At 64.4% G+C, this 18,937-nt stretch carries 18 protein-coding genes and 3 tRNA genes; 12 read left to right on the top strand and 9 right to left on the bottom strand.

Annotated elements, in window-relative coordinates:
- Positions 1–151: 151 nt before the first annotated feature.
- From BM175_RS03765 to recJ, 5 genes are all read left to right on the top strand, one after another.
- Positions 152–565, top strand: a complete 414-nt coding sequence (locus BM175_RS03765; protein ID WP_090959499.1) for a hypothetical protein — start codon at positions 152–154, stop codon at positions 563–565.
- 125 nt (positions 566–690) lie between these two features.
- Positions 691–1,905, top strand: a complete 1,215-nt coding sequence (locus BM175_RS03760) for an LL-diaminopimelate aminotransferase (protein ID WP_090959496.1) — start codon at positions 691–693, stop codon at positions 1,903–1,905.
- Between the two features lie 50 nt (positions 1,906–1,955).
- Positions 1,956–3,260 (top strand): homoserine dehydrogenase, encoded by a 1,305-nt coding sequence (locus tag BM175_RS03755; protein ID WP_090959493.1) that lies wholly within the window; start codon positions 1,956–1,958, stop codon positions 3,258–3,260.
- Between the two features lie 70 nt (positions 3,261–3,330).
- Positions 3,331–4,320: a class II fructose-bisphosphatase gene (glpX, locus tag BM175_RS03750; RefSeq protein ID WP_090959490.1), complete on the top strand. Its 990-nt coding sequence runs from the start codon at positions 3,331–3,333 to the stop codon at positions 4,318–4,320.
- A gap of 17 nt (positions 4,321–4,337) precedes the next feature.
- Positions 4,338–6,134 (top strand): single-stranded-DNA-specific exonuclease RecJ, encoded by a 1,797-nt coding sequence (gene recJ / locus BM175_RS03745; protein ID WP_090959487.1) that lies wholly within the window; start codon positions 4,338–4,340, stop codon positions 6,132–6,134.
- Between the two features lie 72 nt (positions 6,135–6,206).
- On the opposite strand, the gene BM175_RS03740 is transcribed toward recJ, so the two are convergent.
- The 3 genes from BM175_RS03740 to gloA form a co-directional block, all read right to left on the bottom strand.
- Positions 6,207–6,281, bottom strand: a tRNA-Glu gene (locus tag BM175_RS03740).
- A gap of 117 nt (positions 6,282–6,398) precedes the next feature.
- Positions 6,399–7,481: a YcbK family protein gene (locus BM175_RS03735; RefSeq protein WP_139224563.1), complete on the bottom strand. Its 1,083-nt coding sequence runs from the start codon at positions 7,479–7,481 to the stop codon at positions 6,399–6,401.
- 198 nt (positions 7,482–7,679) lie between these two features.
- Positions 7,680–8,120 carry a lactoylglutathione lyase gene (gene gloA, locus BM175_RS03730; protein WP_090959482.1) on the bottom strand — a complete coding sequence of 147 codons (441 nt, stop codon included), beginning with the start codon at positions 8,118–8,120 and terminating at the stop codon, positions 7,680–7,682.
- A gap of 327 nt (positions 8,121–8,447) precedes the next feature.
- Between gloA and BM175_RS03725 the strand changes: the two genes are divergently transcribed.
- The 6 genes from BM175_RS03725 (at position 8,448) to BM175_RS03700 (ending at position 11,479) form a co-directional block, all read left to right on the top strand.
- Positions 8,448–9,023 carry a cold-shock protein gene (locus tag BM175_RS03725; protein ID WP_090960178.1) on the top strand — a complete coding sequence of 192 codons (576 nt, stop codon included), beginning with the start codon at positions 8,448–8,450 and terminating at the stop codon, positions 9,021–9,023.
- Positions 9,023–9,481: a DUF192 domain-containing protein gene (locus tag BM175_RS03720; RefSeq protein WP_090959479.1), complete on the top strand. Its 459-nt coding sequence runs from the start codon at positions 9,023–9,025 to the stop codon at positions 9,479–9,481. The genes BM175_RS03725 and BM175_RS03720 overlap by 1 nt, the downstream gene beginning before the upstream one ends.
- 85 nt (positions 9,482–9,566) lie before the next feature.
- Positions 9,567–9,643, top strand: a tRNA-Pro gene (locus BM175_RS03715).
- A 44-nt stretch (positions 9,644–9,687) separates the two neighbouring features.
- A complete protein-coding gene (locus BM175_RS03710; protein ID WP_055884617.1) occupies positions 9,688–9,993 on the top strand; it encodes an ETC complex I subunit in 306 nt (101 codons plus the stop codon).
- 16 nt (positions 9,994–10,009) lie between these two features.
- Positions 10,010–10,085, top strand: a tRNA-Arg gene (locus tag BM175_RS03705).
- Between the two features lie 347 nt (positions 10,086–10,432).
- On the top strand, positions 10,433–11,479 hold the full coding sequence (locus BM175_RS03700; RefSeq protein WP_090959476.1) for an ROK family protein: 1,047 nt from the start codon (positions 10,433–10,435) through the stop codon (positions 11,477–11,479).
- A gap of 33 nt (positions 11,480–11,512) precedes the next feature.
- On the opposite strand, the gene BM175_RS03695 is transcribed toward BM175_RS03700, so the two are convergent.
- Positions 11,513–12,643: an FAD-binding oxidoreductase gene (locus BM175_RS03695; protein WP_090959474.1), complete on the bottom strand. Its 1,131-nt coding sequence runs from the start codon at positions 12,641–12,643 to the stop codon at positions 11,513–11,515.
- On the bottom strand, positions 12,640–13,896 hold the full coding sequence (locus tag BM175_RS03690) for an aromatic ring-hydroxylating oxygenase subunit alpha (protein WP_090959471.1): 1,257 nt from the start codon (positions 13,894–13,896) through the stop codon (positions 12,640–12,642). Before BM175_RS03690 ends, BM175_RS03695 begins: the two co-directional genes overlap by 4 nt.
- Positions 13,897–14,029: 133 nt before the next feature.
- On the opposite strand from BM175_RS03690, the gene BM175_RS03685 reads away from it, so the two are divergent.
- Positions 14,030–14,992: a GlxA family transcriptional regulator gene (locus BM175_RS03685; protein ID WP_280141071.1), complete on the top strand. Its 963-nt coding sequence runs from the start codon at positions 14,030–14,032 to the stop codon at positions 14,990–14,992.
- A gap of 3 nt (positions 14,993–14,995) precedes the next feature.
- Here the strand turns inward: BM175_RS03685 and BM175_RS03680 are convergent, their stop codons facing one another.
- From BM175_RS03680 to BM175_RS03665, 4 genes are all read right to left on the bottom strand, one after another.
- Entirely contained in the window at positions 14,996–15,502 is a 507-nt protein-coding gene (locus BM175_RS03680) for a prolyl-tRNA synthetase associated domain-containing protein (RefSeq protein WP_175526746.1), read from the bottom strand.
- Positions 15,503–15,641: 139 nt separating this feature from the next.
- The gene (locus BM175_RS03675; RefSeq protein WP_090959466.1) at positions 15,642–16,721 is read right to left on the bottom strand and encodes a quaternary amine ABC transporter ATP-binding protein; all 1,080 of its coding nucleotides are present in this window, start codon (positions 16,719–16,721) and stop codon (positions 15,642–15,644) included.
- On the bottom strand, positions 16,714–17,601 hold the full coding sequence (locus BM175_RS03670) for an ABC transporter permease (protein WP_090959462.1): 888 nt from the start codon (positions 17,599–17,601) through the stop codon (positions 16,714–16,716). Before BM175_RS03670 ends, BM175_RS03675 begins: the two co-directional genes overlap by 8 nt.
- An 86-nt stretch (positions 17,602–17,687) precedes the next feature.
- On the bottom strand, positions 17,688–18,695 hold the full coding sequence (locus BM175_RS03665) for an ABC transporter substrate-binding protein (protein ID WP_090959459.1): 1,008 nt from the start codon (positions 18,693–18,695) through the stop codon (positions 17,688–17,690).
- Positions 18,696–18,937 lie beyond the last annotated feature (242 nt).

The following is an 18,937-nucleotide window of genomic DNA, read 5'->3' as shown; positions in this document are numbered from 1 at the left end:
CTTAAAGCATTATGTCGCCGCCACGACAGCGGCGTGAAGCGTCTTGCGCCGGACTTTCGTCGCCGCGCCGCAACATCGGGATGCGCGGCAACGCGCCATTCCCAAGCCGGAATCCTTCGGTTAAGAAGGTCGCGTTCGGGGGAAGGCCTTCATGATCTTGGGTGTGCGAGCGGTGCGATCGACGGTGACGAGCCTCCTGCTCGTGCTGAGCCTGTCCGCCTGCCAGTCGTTCCTACCGCGCGATGAGGCCCCGGTGACCCTTCCGCCGCTCGCGGCGGCGCCCGGCGTGTCATCGTCCGGCCAGAAGCTCGACGAGAACGGCTATCCGATCATCGGCCGCATGCCGCGCGCGGCAAAGCCGCAGGCGACGGACGAAGCGGTGCAGCGGACCGAGCAGCGCTACGCCAACGCGGGCGCGCGAGCGCCGGGCAATTCCGAGGCCTCCTACCGTCGCGACGTGTCGGAACTCGAAGCGATCGCTGCCAGTCAACGGGCGGAAGCGGACAGGGTGCTGGCGACGAGCGCGGCGCCGGCGGACGCGGCAGCCAGCAGCCGGGCGCAGTAGAGCGCCGCCGACCGCCAGACGCGGTCGATGCGCCCGGCACCAGCGGACGCTCAGCGAATGAGCCCGTTCGGCTGCCGGTTCATGCCGCCAGCCCATTTCATGCGTCCAGCCGAAGGCCCGCATCCATGAGCGAAGAATACCACAAGATCCGCCGCCTCCCGCCCTACGTCTTCGAGGAGGTCAACAAGAAGAAGGCGGCCGCGCGCGCCCGAGGCGTCGACATCATCGACCTCGGCATGGGCAATCCCGACCTGCCGACGCCGAAGTTCGTCGTCGACAAGCTGTGCGAGGCGATCCGCGACCCGCGCACGCACCGCTATTCCGCCTCGAAGGGCATCGCGGGCCTTCGCCGCGCGCAGGCCGCCTATTACGAGCGGCGTTTCGGGGTGAAGCTGAACCCGGACACTCAGGTCGTCGCGACGCTGGGCTCGAAGGAAGGCTTCGCCAACATGGCGCAGGCGATCACGGCGCCGGGCGACGTCGTTCTCTGCCCGAACCCGACCTATCCGATCCACGCCTTCGGCTTCCTGATGACGGGCGGCGCGATCCGCTCGATCCCAGCCAAGCCCGACGAGGACTTTCTGCGGGCGATCGATCGCGCCGTGCGGCACTCGATCCCCAAGCCGATCGCGATCATCCTCAACTACCCGTCGAACCCGACGGCCTACGAGGCGGACCTCGACTTCTACGCCGAGGTCGTGAAGTTCGCGAAGGAAAACGAGATCGTCATCCTGTCGGATCTCGCCTATTCCGAAATCTTCTTCGACGGTGCGCCACCGCCCTCCGTGCTGCAGGTTCCGGGCGCGATGGACGTGACGGTCGAGTTCACCTCGATGTCGAAGACGTTCTCCATGCCGGGATGGCGTGTCGGCTTCGCGGTCGGCAACGAGCGGCTGATCTCGGCTTTGGCGCGCGTAAAGTCTTATCTCGACTACGGCGCCTTCACGCCGATTCAGGTGGCGGCGACCGCGGCACTCAACGCGGGCGACGCCGCGATCGAAGAGGTGCGTTCCGTCTATCGCCATCGCCGCGACGTGCTCGTCGAATCGTTCGGGCGCGCGCATTTCGAGGTGCCACCTCCGTCCTCGACCATGTTCGCCTGGGCGCCGATACCGGAGCGCTTCCGCTACATGGGCTCGCTGGAGTTCTCGAAGCTCCTGATCGAGAAGGCCGATGTCGCGGTCGCGCCGGGTATCGGCTTCGGCGAATACGGCGACGACTACGTGCGCATCGCTCTCGTTGAGAACGAGCATCGCATCCGTCAGGCGGCGCGCAACATTCGCCGCTTCCTTGCGTCGGGCAACGATCCCGTTCAAAAGGCGGCATCTGCGGACGCTTGAGGTCGATCGGCCCAGCGTCACACTCCGACGATCAAGGTTCAAGGATAGCCATGGATAGCCCGCTGCGGATCGGCTTGGCCGGATTGGGAACGGTGGGCGCTTCGCTCGCTCGCCTTCTGTCGACCCGGGCGCAGACCTATGCGCTGCGGGCGGGGCGGCCGATCAAGATTGTCGCCGTGTCGGCCCGCGATCGCTCGCGCGACCGCGGGGTCGACTTGTCCGCGATGGCCTGGTTCGACGATCCGGTAGAGCTGGCTTCGAAGGCCGAGATCGATCTCTTCGTCGAACTGGTCGGCGGATCGGAAGGGGCGGCGCTCGCCAGCGTCAAGGCGGCGCTGAACCGGGGTATCCCGGTCGTCACGGCCAACAAGGCGCTGCTTGCGCACCACGGTGTCGAACTCGCCAAGCTCGGCCAGAAGAAGAACGCGACGATCTTCTTCGAGGCGGCGGCGGCGGGGGGCATCCCGATCATCAAGACGATGCGCGAGGCGCTGCGCGGCAACGCCGTTCACCGCGTCTACGGCATCCTCAACGGCACCTGCAACTACATGCTGACTCGCATGGAGAAGGAGGGCATCGCCTTCGACGACTGCCTCGCCGACGCGCAGCGGCTCGGCTATGCGGAAGCCGATCCCACCTTCGACATCGGCGGCTTCGATGCCGCGCACAAGCTCGCGCTTCTGACCTCGCTGGCCTTCGGCTGCGAGATCGACCTCGACTCGATCTTCATCGAGGGCATCTCGTCGGTGACGAATGCCGATATCGAGGCCGCGGCGGAGCTCGGCTATCGCATCAAGCTCCTGGCGGTCGCGCAGCGCACCGACAGCGGGATCGAGCAGCGCGTCCATCCGACGATGATCCCGGCGCATTCGGCGCTGGCGCAGGTCGACGGCGTGACCAACGCGGTTGCCGTTGATACCGACCTTCTCGGTTCGATCCTGCTCGTCGGCCCGGGCGCCGGCGGCAACGCGACGGCGTCTGCTGTCCTGTCCGACGTCCTCGATATGGCGAAGGGCGTTCGCTTGCCGACCTTCGCGGTCGATGCCAAACAACTCGCGCCCTACAAGCGCGCCCGCATGCGCGCCCACGAGGGCGGCTATTACATCCGTCTCAGCGTGCTCGATCGCGTCGGAGCCTTCGCTTCGATCGCGCGGCGGATGGCCGAGAACGACATCTCGCTGGAGTCGATCGTCCAGCGCAAACGGGACGGCCAGGACGCGATCGATACGGCGCCGGTGATCCTCATCACCCACGAGACCACCGAGGCGGCTGTGAAGAAGGCGCTGGACGCGGTGTCAAAGGACGGGCACCTCAAGGAAGCGCCTCGGATGATCCGGATCGAGGCGCTCGACTAACCCGAGCAAGGATGGCCTTCGGTGCTGCGTATGCGCGGCGACCGTCGGTAGAGGATGGCGACAGAGCACGATGGCCAGCGACGTTTCGAAGCTCTCCGATCCGCTAGACCGGGTCCTGTCGGTCGAGATCGCCCGCGTCACCGAGCGGGCGGCCGTCGCGGCAGCGATGCTTCGCGGTCGAGGTGACGAGCGAGCGGCGGACCAGGCGGCCGTGGATGCGATGCGCCGCGAACTGCAGGCGATGGCCATCGATGGTACGGTGGTGGTCGGCGAGGGCGAGCGCGACGACGCGCCCATGCTCTACGTGGGCGAACGCCTCGGGCTGGGAGGACCGGAAGTGGATCTCGCGCTCGATCCGCTGGAGGGTACGACGATCTGCGCCAAGAGCCTGCCGAACGCGCTGACGGTGATCGCGGTCGCGGCGCGCGGCTCGCTGCTGGTGGTGCCGGACGTCTACATGGAAAAGATCGCGATCGGACCGGGTTACGCCGAAGGGATCGTTGGTCTCGACCGGACCCCGCGCCAGAATATCGAGGCGCTTGCCCGCGCAAAGGGCGTTCCCGTGGATCGCATCACCGCCTGCATCCTCGATCGTCCGCGCCATGCCAAACTGATCGAGGATATCCGCGCCACCGGCGCCGCGATCCGTCTGATCGGCGACGGCGACGTGGCAGGAGTGATCCACACGACGGACCCGGAGAGCACCGGCATCGACATCTACATGGGCATCGGCGGCGCGCCGGAGGGCGTCCTGGCGGCGGCGGCGATCCGGTGTACGGGAGGCCAGATCCAGGGCCGCTTGCAACTGAACACGGGCGAGAAACGCAATCGTGCGGACAAGCTCGGCCTGACCGACCCCGAGCGCATCTACAAGCTGTCGGACATGGTGCGCGGCGAGGTGATCTTCGCGGCCTCGGGTGTCACCGACGGTAACCTTCTCGATGGTGTGCGATTCTACGCTAGTCGGACGGTGACGCATTCGCTCGTCATGGATTCGCGCAACGGCACGTTGCGTGACATGCGTACCCGCCATCTCACGTCGACCGCTTCCGATAGCTGACGCATCGTCGACCCTGAATGCCTGACTTGAAACGGACCTTCCTCGGCGTCGAACGTTCCGTCGGCGCTCGCCGCTGGATCCACGCACTCGATCCCCGCGCGGAAGCGGCGTCCGCACGCATGGCACAGCTCTCGGGAATGCCGGATCTCGTGGCTCGTATCCTGGCAGCGCGAGGCGTCGCACCCGAAGCGGCTGCGGAATTCCTAACGCCCACGATCCGCGACCTGATGCCCGATCCCTCGACAGTCACCGCGATGGATACGGCGGCCGCACGCATTGCCGATGCGGTCGAGCGGAGGGAGAACGTTGCGGTTTTCGGAGACTACGATGTGGACGGCGCCGCGTCCGCCGCGCTGGTGCAGCGCTACTTCGCGCATTTCGGCCTGCGCTGCGACATCCGCATTCCCGACCGCATCACGGAAGGCTACGGCCCGAACGCCAAGGCCCTGCGGGATCTGGCCGATGCGGGCGCGACCTTGATCATTACCGTCGACTGCGGATCGACGAACCTCGACGCCCTGTCGGCCGCCGCCGGCGACGGGACCGACGTCGTAGTGCTCGACCACCATCAGGTTGGTGTGGATCTTCCGCCGGCGGTGGCTATCGTCAATCCGAACCGTCAGGACGACTTGTCGGGACAGGGGCATCTTTGCGCCGCCGGCGTGGTCTTCCTCACGCTTGTGGCAGTGTCACGCGAACTCCGTCGACGCGGCAAATCGACCACGCAGTTACCTGACCTTCTCGGTGATCTCGACCTCGTAGCCCTCGCGACCGTCTGCGATGTGGTGCCGCTTATCGGCTTCAATCGGGCTCTGGTCGTTCGCGGTCTGGAAGTTCTGCGTGCTCGGCGCAACCCGGGTCTTCGCGCTCTCGCCGAGGTTGCCCGCCTACAGGGGCCGGTCGAGGCATTTCATCTCGGGTTCCTGCTCGGGCCCCGCATCAACGCCGGCGGCCGGATCGGCGACGCCGCGTTGGGAAGCCGCTTGCTGACCTTGCGCGACGAGGTCGAAGCGCGAGACATCGCGGCGGAACTCGAACTCCTGAATGCCGAACGGCAGGCGATGGAGCGTGAGATGCTCGCCGAGGCCGAACAGGAAATCCATGCCGAGATCGGGACAGGAGATGGACCTCCGATCCTCGTCGTTGGTCGACCGACATGGCACCCCGGCATCGTCGGACTGATCGCCGCGCGCCTCAAGGAAAGGTTCGGACGCCCGGCCTTTGCCATCTCCTTCGACGCCAACGGTCGCGGAACCGGCTCGGGACGCTCCATCGCAGGGTTCGATATCGGACGCTTCGTGCGCGATGCGGTCGAAGACGGCACGTTGGTCCGCGGCGGCGGACACGCGATGGCCGCCGGGTTGACCATCGAGCGGTCGAGGCTCGCGGACTTTCGCCTGCGCGCGGAAACCTACGCCCGCACGACCGTCGACGCCTTGCGCGCCGAGGATACGCTGGCTGTCGACGGCGCCTTGGCCGCTCGCGGCTTGACGCTGGACATGGTCCGCACGATCGAGCGGGCAGGGCCCTTCGGCTCGGGTCACGCGGCGCCGATCCTTGCGATGCCACGTCATCGACTGGTGTCGTCCGCTGCCGTCGGCTCCGGGGGCCACATCCGCGCCACGCTCCGGGGTGCGGACGGCGCGACGACGTCGGCTATCGCATTTCGCGCGGCAGGAACGCCGCTCGGCGACGCGCTGATGGGTCGTCGAGGCGAGGATGTCCACGTCGCCGGGAATGTCTCCATCGACCGCTACCAGGGCAGCGAGAAGGTCACCTTCCGCATCATCGATCTGGCGCTTCCCGCGATCTGATGATGCCCGCAGCAACGACCCGTGGGCAGCGAATGACCGCCGTTACGACTGCATAGCGAGTACGGAAGGGAGTGGTACGCCCGAGGGGAATCGAACCCCTCTCTCCACCGTGAAAGGGTGGCGTCCTAACCGATAGACGACGGGCGCGGACGAGTGGGTCTATACGGCGAGTCGCTTGGTGGTGCAACCCGAAATGTGACCCTTGGCGACGCTTTCGCCGCGGCGCACGCTGCGCCGCCAGAGGGTGCGCTACGCGCGCCGGGTTCAGGTCGATTGACGACGGCGGCAGGGCCAGTTCCAGTCGCGCATCTTGCCGACATCGATGTGGATAGCCGCCGTGTGGCAGTAGGTTCCGACACCGCCTCGACCCGGAAGGGCGCGGACGAACTGGGCGACGTCCTGTCCGTTGACGCCCGGCACATGCAGATCCGCCGCCTTGCACGCCATGTGCATCGAAGCCTTCGCGCCATTGACGCGGCGATTGTGCTGCGGCGAACGGAAGCCGGAGGTGATCACGACCTTCTGCTTGAACCGGCGCTCGATCTGGCTGATCAGCGACATCAGGTTCGAATCAAAGCAGTTGGTGACCACATCCTCGCGCTGGATGAGGAGGCCGCTGGGTGCGAGTCGCGCGATGCCGGAGAGCGAGGCCAGCTGATAGCTGCTGCCGATGTCGTCCATCAGTTCCGAATCGACCGATGCGCGCTGTCCGATCTCGAACAGAGACTTCGGATCGACACCCGGCAGCGAGTTGGCGCCGATATCGGTTTCGGCGTCGTTGCGCTGATGGACGATCACACGGCCGGGTTTGCCAGCCTCGGCGTTTCGCAACGGTGTCTTCGCCTGCGACTGGTTGTAGAGCGAAGCGTAGAGGGACCGGTCGGCCTCGGCCGATTTCTTCGGCGCGGCAAAGGCCGCGATGGCAGGGCCTGTCGTTCGAGTCAGAAGGCGCCCAGGCTGGATGCCTCCGGCTGTATCACTGTTTCCCGCAACCGCAGCGACGACGGCTTCGGTCTTTTCGGACGCGCCCGCCTCGGCGACGCGCGCCGTCAGAGTCGGATCGAGGGGGGCCGGCGATGCCGCCGGCGTGCTGTCATTCGCCTCGGCGACCTTGGCGGGCTCCTTGCCCTTCCCTCCGGGCTCTCCCTCCTTTGCCGCTTGGGCGATGGCATCCTCGACCGACTTCGGCTCGGGCGCTTGAGAGAAGCCGAAGGCGCTGCTTTCGTCCACCGCCGACACGCATCCGCCCAAGAGAGGCGACAGCGACAAGATGGTTGCTGCAAGGAGTGCCTTGCGCGGCAGCAGGCCGCGTGCGGAGAAAAATCGTTCGGTCAACCGGTCGTCCACCCTCTCGGTGTCAGCTCGTAGGGCCGTTCACCCAAGCCATGACCGAAGCCCGGGATCGGGTCTTCGGAAGACTGCCGCCTCGATCGCGTTCGCTTCCCCAAAGCGCGGGCCCGATACCGGGGCCCACCGCGAAGTATGACTATTTCGTTAGCACTGTGTCGTTTCCGAGGCTAGCCCGGCCTCAGTTCACAGTGAATGCTACCAGGTTCCGGTGTTCGGCATGCTGGACCAGGGCTCCGCCGCAGGTTTCGCTTCGCCACGCTGCAGCAGTTCGAAGGAGATGTTGTCGGGGGACTTTACGAAGGCCATGCGACCGTCCCGCGGCGGGCGATTGATGGTCACGCCCTGGTCCATCAGCCGCTGACAGGTCTCGTAGATGTCGTCGACTTCGTAGGCCAGATGCCCGAAATTGCGGCCGCCGGTGTAGTCCTCAGGATCCCAGTTGTGGGTCAACTCGAGAAGGGGAGCAGCGTTCGAGCGACCCGCGCTCTCGTCGTCGCGCGCAGCGAGGAAGATGAGCGTGAAGCGTCCGGCCTGGCTTTCGGTCCGGCGAACTTCGACCATCCCCATCTTGTTGCAGTAGAAATCCAGGGATTTGTCGAGGTCGGCGATGCGGACCATCGTATGGAGATATCGCATGGGATCCTGCTCAGAACGTCGTTCCGTTGCGACTTAGGGGCACGAAGCGATCCGCCAATGTGCGACCCATTGGAACAGCCACTACGTCTGCGACTTTTTGCGAAGCTTGCGGCACGGGGTCCGGGCGATGTTTTTTGCGCGGAACGGGAAAAACGGGGCGCTTGAGGATTCCCAAACTCACTATTCAAACTATTCTGAAAACTCAGGTGATCGTTTGACGAATGGTGACGGATCGCGAATGCTGACGCGTCCTGCACGAATGTTGGAACGGTCGGCGTCAGGCCGTCTTCGCGGCGGGCGTAAGTGACGAACGAGGCGGAACGTTCGATGACAGTGCGTGCACCCAGCGCGATGGATCATGAAGCTGACGGTTCGACGCGGCCGCTCGATCTCGAAACCGTCACCGGCAGGATCAAGTGGTTCGATGTCGCCAAAGGGTTCGGCTTCGTGGTTCCGGACGGAGGCGGCGACGATGTGCTTCTGCATGTCACCTGTCTGCGCCGCGACGGCTTCTCCACCGCCCTCGAGGGCGCGACGGTCGTGTGCGAGATCCAGCGTGGCGAGCGCGGCCTTCAGGCTTTCCGTGTGCTCAGCATGGATACCTCCACTGCCGTCGCACCGGCCCAGACGGCGGCAGCCCGTACCCATGTGCAGGTGGTACCCACGAGCGATCTGGAACGGGCCTCTGTCAAGTGGTTCAACCGCAGCAAGGGCTACGGCTTCATTTCGCGCGGGGAGGACACCGAAGATATTTTTGTCCATATGGAGACGCTGCGTCGCTACGGCATGGCGGAACTCCGGCCGGGGCAGGAGGTGCTCGTGCGATACGGCAACGGCGACAAGGGTCTCATGGCGGCGGAAATCCACCCCTTGACCGGGCCCGTCCGGCCGGGAGCCCACTGATGTCGACGTTCTTCGCAAGGGCAGCACAGGTTGGCGGAGCGGCCGCTGCGATGGTCCTGATGCTCGCATCCGCCGCGTTTGCCGATACGGCAACCTTGATAACCGAAACGGGAGCACACGCGATCGAGGTCGAGGTCGCCGACACGCCATCGGAGCGCGAGATCGGCCTGATGAATCGCGAGTCCCTTGCGGAGGGCACCGGCATGCTGTTCGATTTTCGCGAAAGCCGTCCCGTCAGCATGTGGATGAAGAACACGCTCATCCCGCTCGACATGCTGTTCGTCGACAAGGACGGGACGATCGTGCGAATCGCGCGCAACGCGAAGCCGCATTCGCTGGAAACGATCCCGTCTGGGAAGACCGTACGCTTCGTTGTCGAAATCAACGGCGGCGCAGCAGCGACGTATGGCGCGAAGGCGGGCGATAAACTCGAGCATTCCTTGATCAAGGGACGCTAAATTGGCGGTTCGGGCCGCGAACGCCGCATTGCGTGCCCGGAGCGGTTCGTCTAGAAGCCCTGTGTTTCGGATTGTTCCGGATCGTCGGAGCGTAGCGCAGTCTGGTAGCGCATCTGGTTTGGGACCAGAGGGTCGCAGGTTCGAATCCTGCCGCTCCGACCATATCTGGAACACCGCAGGACAACGTATTCGGAGACGGCGAGAACATGGTGGCCCGCATCTATCGTCCGGCCCGCACGGCCATGCAGTCGGGCAAGGGAAGAACCCGCGAGTGGCTCTTCCTCTACGAGCCGGAAGACCCGAAGACCGTCGAGCCGCTGATGGGCTATACGTCCTCGCGCGACATGCGCTCGCAGGTGCGCCTCTCGTTCGAGACCAAGGAACTCGCGATCGAGTATGCCGAGCGCAACGGGATCCCGTATCGCGTCGAGGAACAGCATATCGCCGGACGCCCGAAGGTCTCCTATTCCGACAACTTCCGATACGATCGCGCACAGCCCTGGACGCATTGACCGGTCCGGCGCGTTCGGCCCCGTAGCTCAGAGGATAGAGCACCGGCCTTCTAAGCCGATGGTCGCAGGTTCGAATCCTGCCGGGGTCGCCAGCGTCCATTGGTGCCGAGTCCACTAGAGACTTCTGTCCATCCGAGTTCGAGGAGTCGCCGGCAGTGACCTGCGGGCGCGGGATCATGTGCTCTCGACGGACTAGTCTCTGATGCCCACCAGATTGGCGATCGACCTTGCTTAGATCAACGCCGTGAGCTCTCCAGGAGAGGTCTGACTCCCTGCTGCCCCTGGTTCGCAGATCAGCTGACGGGCTCGCGGTAGGACACGTCGCCGAAGCCCTCCATCATCCAGCGTGCGCCGCTGCAGCTCACCTCGCGGAAAGTTTTTGGAACTGTCGGGCTCGGACCGGTTTTGGCTTCGGACGAAACAGTTCGGAATGCCATGAATGAACGTGATCCCGGATAGTCCGGCAATTCGCCACGGCGGCGAGACGCTGCCGCTCGTCGAGGTCAGGGGACACAGTCTTCCGTTGCAAGCCGGCAATGCCTTCCTCGGCGACTTGGCCAGCGGTTCGCGGTTCCGTGAGCTTCTGCGGGAAGAAAGGCACAGGATCGAAGTTCGCGGAGCGCCTCCATTCGGGCACGATCGAACTCACGAGATCGGGGGCGACGAACTCGATGCCGCGCTATTGGAGCGGGCGACAACGCCCGAGGGGCGAATCATCGATCAGGCGATCCAAACCTTCTCCCGACATCTGGCCGATGTTCTGGTCCGGTTTCTCGACACGGCCGACTGGGAGGGAACACAACGGATCGCCTGCGGCGGCGGTTTGATGGAAGGCTTGGTCGGGGCTGAAATCGTCGAGCGGACGACACGGCTTCTGCAAGAAGGCGGAAAGCCCGTTCCGCTCAGCCGACTGCATCATGCCCCCGACGAGGCCGGAATGATCGGCTGGGCCTACGCGGCCCCTTCGTCCGTCATCCAGGAGGCCCCAGGCTTCGTTGCTGTCGACATCGGTGGAACCAACATCCGCTGGAGCACCGTTCGCCACAATGGCGCGCCGGCGTCGTCAGCCGAGCCGGAAGTCGTTCACCACCAGAAGTGGGGCCACGCCGAGGAGGGTGTCGATCGCGAGGCTCTTCTGGACCGACTGGTCGACGGCATCGCCGAGATGTCGCGCCGGGCCGAGCAGGACGGGCTGCATCTTTCAGCGCTCATCGGTATCTCTTGCCCAGGCGTGATGCGCTCCGACGGCAAATTCTCGGACGGCTGCCAGAACCTGCCGGGCGCGTGGTGCGATCCGTCCTTCTCGCTACCGCAGGAAATCGATGACCGCCTGAAACAGAAGGACATACGCGAAAAAATCGTGGCGCTTCACAACGACGCGGTGATTCAGGCGCTGAGCGAATGGCCCCGGATGAAGGATGTCGAGCGCTGGGCTGCCGTCACGATGGGGACCGGGCTCGGCAACTGCAGCTTCGTCAATCGGTAAGGAGAGACGGGCCCTCGAAAGGGCTCGACTGCCTCAGCGTTCGATCACCAAATCGCTGTTCGGCTTGGAGCAACACAAGAGCACCATGCCCGCATCGATCTCGCGTTGTCGGATGCCGCCCTGATGCGTCATCGCGACCGTCCCCGAGACCTTTTTCGATTTGCACGTGCCGCACATCCCCTTCGAGCAGGATGACGGCAGCCGCATGCCCGCTCGCTTGGCCGCCTCGAGCACGGTCATGGTCTCCGGGACCTCGACGCTGCGCCGCGTCTTCGTGAACTCGACCGTATAGGTCCGGACCGTGGGCCCGGCTTCCGTTTCCAGTTGTAGCTCGGCCTCGGTCGCGACTGCCTTCTCCGACGCCGTCAGCGTCTCGAAGTTGAAGCTCTCGTCGTGGTAGCGCGCCATCTCGTAGCCGGCTTCGGCCAGGATCGCCTTTACGGCCGCCAGGTACGGGGCCGGACCGCAGACAAAGACCTCGCGCTCGCGGAAATCAGGCACGACGACATCGAGAATGCCGCGCGTGAGGAAGCCTCTCAGCCCGCTCGACGGAGCGAGCGGGGACACGTTCTGGACGATCGGAACGAAGCGGAAGGCGTCGTCGACGCGCGCCATTCCCTCCAGTTCCTCGCGAAAGATGATGTCGGCGGGCGATCGCGCGTTGTGGATGAAGACGATGTCTTCTCGCTGCCCGAGATCGTGGAATGTTCGCGCCATCGACATCAACGGCGTGATGCCGCTGCCGCCGGAGAGGAAAAGGTACTTGGAGGCGGGCAGATCGGCGCAGGTGAAGTCACCCATCGGGCCGACAGCACGAATGCGCATACCGGGCTTGAAGCTGTCGTGCAGCCAATTCGAGACCGGCCCGCCCGGAACCCGCTTGACCGTGAAGCTGATGCGGTCGGGACGCGTCGGAGCCGAAGAGATCGTGTAGCAGCGATAGATGGTTTCGCCATCGATCTCGAAGGCGTAGGTCATGAACTGACCCGGCTTGAAACGGAAGCGGCCTGGCGCCGCCGGCTTCAGGACGAACGTCTTGACGTCATGGGTCTCATCGCGCACCGCCTGGCAGACGAGAGTATCGTCCGCCTCGCTGTCCCACAGCCCGTCGGCGAGCTCGATCGAGGCCGAACCCGAATTGCCTCCACCCGCGGCCTCGCTCATTTCGTGATGTAGTCCGTCATGCGGGCGACGTACCAACGGATGAATTTCTCCACGAGCATTTCGGTATTGGGCGAATAGGGGCCGGGCTCGTAGGCAGGGCTGAGCGCGCCCTGCTGGCACATCTCGACAAGAGCTGCATCCTGCGCGTTGGTCGCGGTCCAGACCTCGATCAGCCGATCGATCTCGTAGTCCACGCCCTCGACCGCGTCCTCGTTGACCAGCCATTTCGTGCGGACCAGCGTGCGTCCTTCATCGAGCGGCAGGACCGAGAAGGTGACGATGTGGTCGCCGAGGAAATGATGCCAGGAATTCGGTTGCGTCCAGAAGGACAGGCCGCCAAGTTTGGCGGTGCTGAAGCGCCCAAGCGGGACGCTGCACGCCGCCCGCGTGTCCATCGTGTGGCTCTCGCCATCGCCGTCGAGCGGCAGTCGCTCGGTGCGGAAGCCGCTGACGCGGGTGTCGAGTTCCTCGATCTCGCGCGAGGGGAGGCCCATCTTCTCCCACTCGTCATGGCTTGTCGCCCGCAGCGCGTCGTAGCGCTGAGCATTCTCCAAATCGATCGGGTCCATTTCCTCCGGAGAGAAGCCGAAGCCGTAGGCGAAAAGCGGGACCGTCAACTCGGGATGATTGGCCTCGCAGTGGTAGCACTCGCGATTGTTCTCGAGCGTCAGCTTCCAGTTGCCCATTTCGATCAGATCGCTCTGGTAGGCGATCTTGGTGCCGCGCACGTTGTGAGGTGCGATGTAGGGCGCCATGCGGGCGGCGAGCTGGTCGAAGTCCTCAGGCGGGTTGTCCGCGAGGCAGACGAAGAGCAGCCCCTCCAGCGAGCGGAGATTGACCGGCTTCAATCCCTTGCAGGATGGATCGAAGTCCGACCCCATGTGCGGCGCATGCACGAGATGACCGTCGAGACCGTAGGTCCAGGAGTGATAGCGGCAGACGAGGTTGCCCACCGTCGTCTTCTCTTCGTCCACGAGACGGGCGCCGCGGTGCCGGCAAACATTGAAGAAGGCGCGAACCTCATTGTCGTCGTCGCGAACGATGAGGATCGACGCCTTGCCGATTTCGACCGTCGCGACGTCGCCGGGCTCGGACACGTCGGGCTCGACGCCGACATAGATCCAGTGGCGGTAGAAGATCGCTTCCATATCCGCCGCGAACACCTCCGGCGAGGTGTAGAAGGGCGCGTCGAGGCTGTGTCCGAGGCGGCGCCCCAGGACCAAAGACTCCAGCGTATCCAACTTGTTGAGCATGACCGACCGCGACTCCCCGCAGCAAGGCTAGCAGCCTCTTCAGCTTGGAAGAATTCTCGCTTTCGCATCGTCCGTCTTGAACGACGACGACAGCTAATTTAGCTTTTGCGACATCGCGCTCGCTTGGTGCACCGTGACGGTCGGTTCGGATTCCCAACTCTTCGGTTTCATGCTGACCGAGAGCTTCTCGATGATCGCGTTCACCGCGGCCGTCGAGCCGCTCAGACTCGCCAACCGGGCTGCCGATCGTCGTCTCTACGATTGGAAGCTCTTTGCTTCTGACGGCCTTGCGGCCGAAGCTTCGAACGGCGTGCGGGTTGCCGTCGACGGATCCTTTCGCGATGCCCTGGGGCTGGATGCCGTGGTCGTCTGCGCCGGCGTAAACGTTCACCTTCACGACCATCACGACCTGATACCGACGTTGCGCAAGCTCGCGAAATCCGGGGTCAAGGCCGGCGCGGTCTGCACGGGTGCCTACGTGCTCGCGAAGGCGCGGCTGCTCGACGGCTATCGCTGCACGATCCACTGGGAGAACCGCCCGGGTTTGCGGGCGGACTTTCCTGATCTCGACGTCGGGGACGACTTGTTCGAGATCGATAGAGATCGCTTCACCTGCGCCGGGGGCGTGGCGGCGGCCGATATGATGCTGTCACTCATTCGCCGCGACTTTGGCGATGCGCTTGCACGGGCGGTCGCCGATCAGATGATCCACAAGCGCATCCGCGACGCCGACGAACCCCAGCGCCCCGATCTGGGAACGCGGTCCCTCAACCCCCATCCGAAGGTCCAGCGCGTTCTGACGCTCATGGAGGCATCGATCGAACGTCCGACGAGCATCGATGAGCTCGCTCGGAGCGTCGCGTTGTCGTCACGTCAGCTCGAACGGTTGTTTCTGGAACACGTGGCGGTGTCGCCGACGCGCCACTACGTCAACATTCGGCTCGAGCATGCTCGGAAACTTCTGCGGCAAACGCGGATGAGCATTCTCGACGTGGCGATGGCGAGCGGCTTCAATTCTGCGTCGTACTTTTCGCAAAGCTATCTCGAGCGGTTCGGCCACTCTCCTCGAGCGGAGCGCAAGGTCACGCCGGCGTAACGCTCAGCCGCTGGCCAGGGCGTCGAAATCGATCATCTCGGGTTTGTGACCGGTCGCCTCGACCACGCGAAGCAGATCACCACTGGCGAGTGACATCGTGGCCGTATTGACGAGGGGATGGACGGTGATGCGCCGATGCGCCAGCATGTCTTTCGCCAGCACGAGTTGCACCGCTCCGGACTTGTCGTTCACGAGGGCGAGGGGACTGACCGAACCCTGAACGACGCCAAGCGACTCCATCAAGGTGTCGGCGCTGGCGAAGGAGAATTTCTTCGCGCCGAGGTGAGCTGCTAGAGCTTTCAGGTCAAGCCGACGATCCGTCGGAACGCAGACCAGCCAAAGGCCCCCCTTCGCGCCTTTCAGAAGCAGATTCTTCGTGTGGACGCCGTCCAGCGAGTTCCAGAAGGGCAGGGCCTCTTCCACCGTGTGGACGGGCGGATGCTCGATCTCGACGGGCTGGATGCCAAGGCGATTGAAGATGGCTGCGAGTTCTGCACGTGCGTCGGACATGGACACCATTCGATTGCCTGGGCGCTCGTTCCGCGCGCCGAGATCGGAATTCGACGTCCGGCTCTAGCAGCACGCGCCGTCGACTGCACGCGTGGTCACATCCTCGGCGAGCGAAGACGTCGGTCGACCGCACGGAGGGTCAGGGACCGACCATCGCAGCGACGACTTTTGGAAGCGACAGGCAGCCCAATGCCTCTCCCCACGGATCCCGCACGACGATCATCGATTTGCCGGAGGCCAGGAGGCTCGAAACCGCCGTTTCCAAGAGCGTGCTGCACGGCAGTTCAATGCCGTCGACGTCCGGAGGGATCGCCTGCCGTTCCACGACGGCGGACAGCTGCACGACCTTGCCGCGGTTCACATGCCGGACGAAATCCATGATGTATTCGTCGGCGGGTGAGAGGACGATTTCCTGGCCCGTACCCTGCTGGACGACCTCCCCATCCCGCAGAATTGCGATCCGGTCGCCAAGGCGCAGCGCCTCGTCCAGGTCATGCGTGATGAAGACGATGGTCTTGCGAATCTCCTTCTGGAGCTCGAGCAGGATCGACTGCATGTCGACGCGGATCAACGGATCGAGGGCGGAGAAGGCCTCGTCCATCAGCAGGATCGGCGCATCGTTGACGAGGGCGCGAGCAAGGCCCACGCGCTGCTGCATGCCGCCGGACAGCTGGTGAGGATAGTGGTTCTCGAAGCCGGACAGGCCGACCCGGCCGAGCCAGTGCATCGCCGCGTCGACCTGTCGCGCACGGGGGACACCCTGTAGCTGCAGCCCGTAGACGGCGTTGTCGAGCACGGTCCGGTGCGGCAGCAGACCGAACTGCTGAAACACCATCGCCGTCTTATGGCGCCGGAACTCGCGCAGCTCCTTCGGCGACATCTTGCAGACGTCGACCCCCGCGACGAGCACCTCGCCGACGCTCGGGTCGATCAGGCGGTTGATGTGGCGGATCAGGGTCGACTTGCCGGAGCCCGAGAGGCCCATGATCACCTGGATCGCTCCGGCCGGCATGGAGATGTTGATGTCGTTGAGACCAAGGACGTGCTTGTGCACATCCATGATCTCCTGCTTCGTCACGCCCTGCTTCAACAGCGGGACGATCTTCTCAGGCGTCTTGCCGAAGACCTTGGAGAGGCCGCGGATTTCGATCGCGTGATCCTGCGTCTGTTCGCGGCGGGCAGGAGCCGCGCGCTGGAGGGGCGTCGCGGTATCAAGCATGCCCGAGCTCCTTGTGGCGCTGCAAACGCTGGCCGAATGCCTGGCTGATGCGGTCGAAGATGATCGCAATGCCGACGATCGCCAGACCGTTGAAGATGCCCATCGTGAAGTACTGGTTGTTGATGGCGCGCAGCACGGGCTGTCCGAGTCCCTGCACACCGATCATCGAAGCGATGACGACCATCGCGAGCGCCATCATGATGGTTTGGTTGATGCCCGTCATGATGGTTGGCATCGCCAACGGCAGCTGGACGTTGACGAGCTTTTGCCAGGACGACGACCCGAAGGCGTCCGAAGCTTCCAGCACTTCCTTGTTGACCAGCCGGATGCCGAGATCGGTCAGGCGAATGATCGGAGGAATGGCGTAGATCACCACGGCGATCAGCCCCGGCACGCGTCCAATGCCCATCAGCATCACCACCGGGATGAGATAGACGAAGCTCGGCAGGGTCTGCATCACGTCGAGGATAGGACTGATCACACTGCGGACGCGGCGCGAGCGCGCCATGGCGATGCCGACCGGAATGCCAACGACCAGCGAGATCAGCGTGCAGACGATGATCATCGAGATCGTCCGCATCGTGTCTTCCCACATGTCGAAATAGCCGATCAGCAGCAGCGTCACGACCGAGCCGATCACGATGGGCCAACGGCGGCTTGCCGCCCAGGCGAGGGCGGCGACGGCCAGGATGATCACCGGCCAGGGCGTGTTCAGCATGATCCATTCCATCCAGACCAGGAGGATCCGGAGCGGCTCGAACAGCGCCTGGATGGGATCGCCCCAGGCCCGGGTGAACGTGCGAAAGCTATCGTCGATGGTCGAGCGAAGCATTCGCAGATGGTTGTCGTCCATGTGCGGAAAGGTCCACAACCAGTCCATCGCGTCCCCCGTCGTCTGTTCGTCTCATCATCGGCCGAGCACCCGCGCCATTCGCGCGGGTGCCAACCGGAGGTCTGGATCAAGCGTCAGAGAGCCGCCTCGATCTTGGAAGCCGCTTCCGGCGTGACCCACTTCGTCCAGACGTCCTTCTTGGTCTCGAGGAAGTGCTTCGCGCCATCGTCGCCGTTGGCCTGGTTGTCCGTCATCCATGCCAGCAGCTCGTTGACCGTCGCGTTCGACCACGACCGCTTGCCGAGATACGTCATCACCGGCTCGCCCGCGCGCTCGGCAAACTTGGCGGTCACTACCGTATCGACGTTGTCGGCCACCCATTCATTGAGCTTCGGATCGGGGCAGTCGGCGTTGGAGTTGCAGCGCTTCCATTCCGCGGCATCGTGCGGGGCATCGAAGCCGAGGCGAACCATCGGATAGCGTCCCAGGATCGCAGTCGGGGCCCAGTAATAGCCGAGCCAGCCCTGCTTGTTCTCGTTGGCGCGGGCGATCGATCCGTCGAGACCGGCGGACGAGCCGGTGTCGACCAGCGTGAAGCCCTTGTTGGCGGCATCGTAAGCCTTGAAGAACTGCGCGGTGACGACCGTGCCGCCCCATCCCTGCGGTCCGTTGAAGACGGCACCCTTGCTGGAGTCCTCCGGGTTCGGGAAGAGTTCCGGGTGCTTCAGCGCATCGCCGATGGTCTTGATGTCGGGATGGGCGTCCGCGACGTATTTCGGGATGAACCACCCTTGCTGCGCGCCGTCGGACAGGGCGTGACCGGTGGCGACGAGCTTCTTCTCGGCCAGACCGCGGTTGATGACCTCGGGCACAAGATCGACCCAGCCTTCCGGGGCGATATCCGGCTGACCTCGCTCGGCCATCGACGTCAGGGTCGGCACGGTATCCCCCGAAATGATCGAGACTTCGCAGCCGTAGCCATTTTCCAGGATGATTTTGTCGAGGCTGGCGAGCACTTCGGCGCTCTGCCAGTTCATCGCAGCCACGGTGACCTCGCTGCAGTCACCCGCGGCGTGAGCGGCGAGGGTGCCCACCGAACTGAACGCCAGCGCAAGAACGGTCGATGCCAAGAGATGCTTCATCAGTCGATACTCCTGCGGCGCGAGAACGGGGCCTACCCGGCGGCGCCATGTGCCGGGATATGCTGGGGTCCTGATCCGATCGCGGCTCGGGCTCGATCCCGCGAACGAAGGAGACGGATGAGGGCGGGAGACCTGAATCCACCTCGATGCTCGGTGCGACTTCGGCCGCTTCGACCATGAGACTATCGGCGCACGGGGCAACCAATAGGACTATTGCGACGCTTGAATAGATTTATTGCGAC

Origin of the sequence: Aureimonas phyllosphaerae, assembly GCF_900113065.1 — a bacterium.
Lineage (GTDB): Bacteria > Pseudomonadota > Alphaproteobacteria > Rhizobiales > Rhizobiaceae > Aureimonas > Aureimonas phyllosphaerae.
The sequence above is the reverse complement of the archived record's forward strand: the minus strand, read 5'-3'. Positions and strand labels throughout refer to the sequence as shown.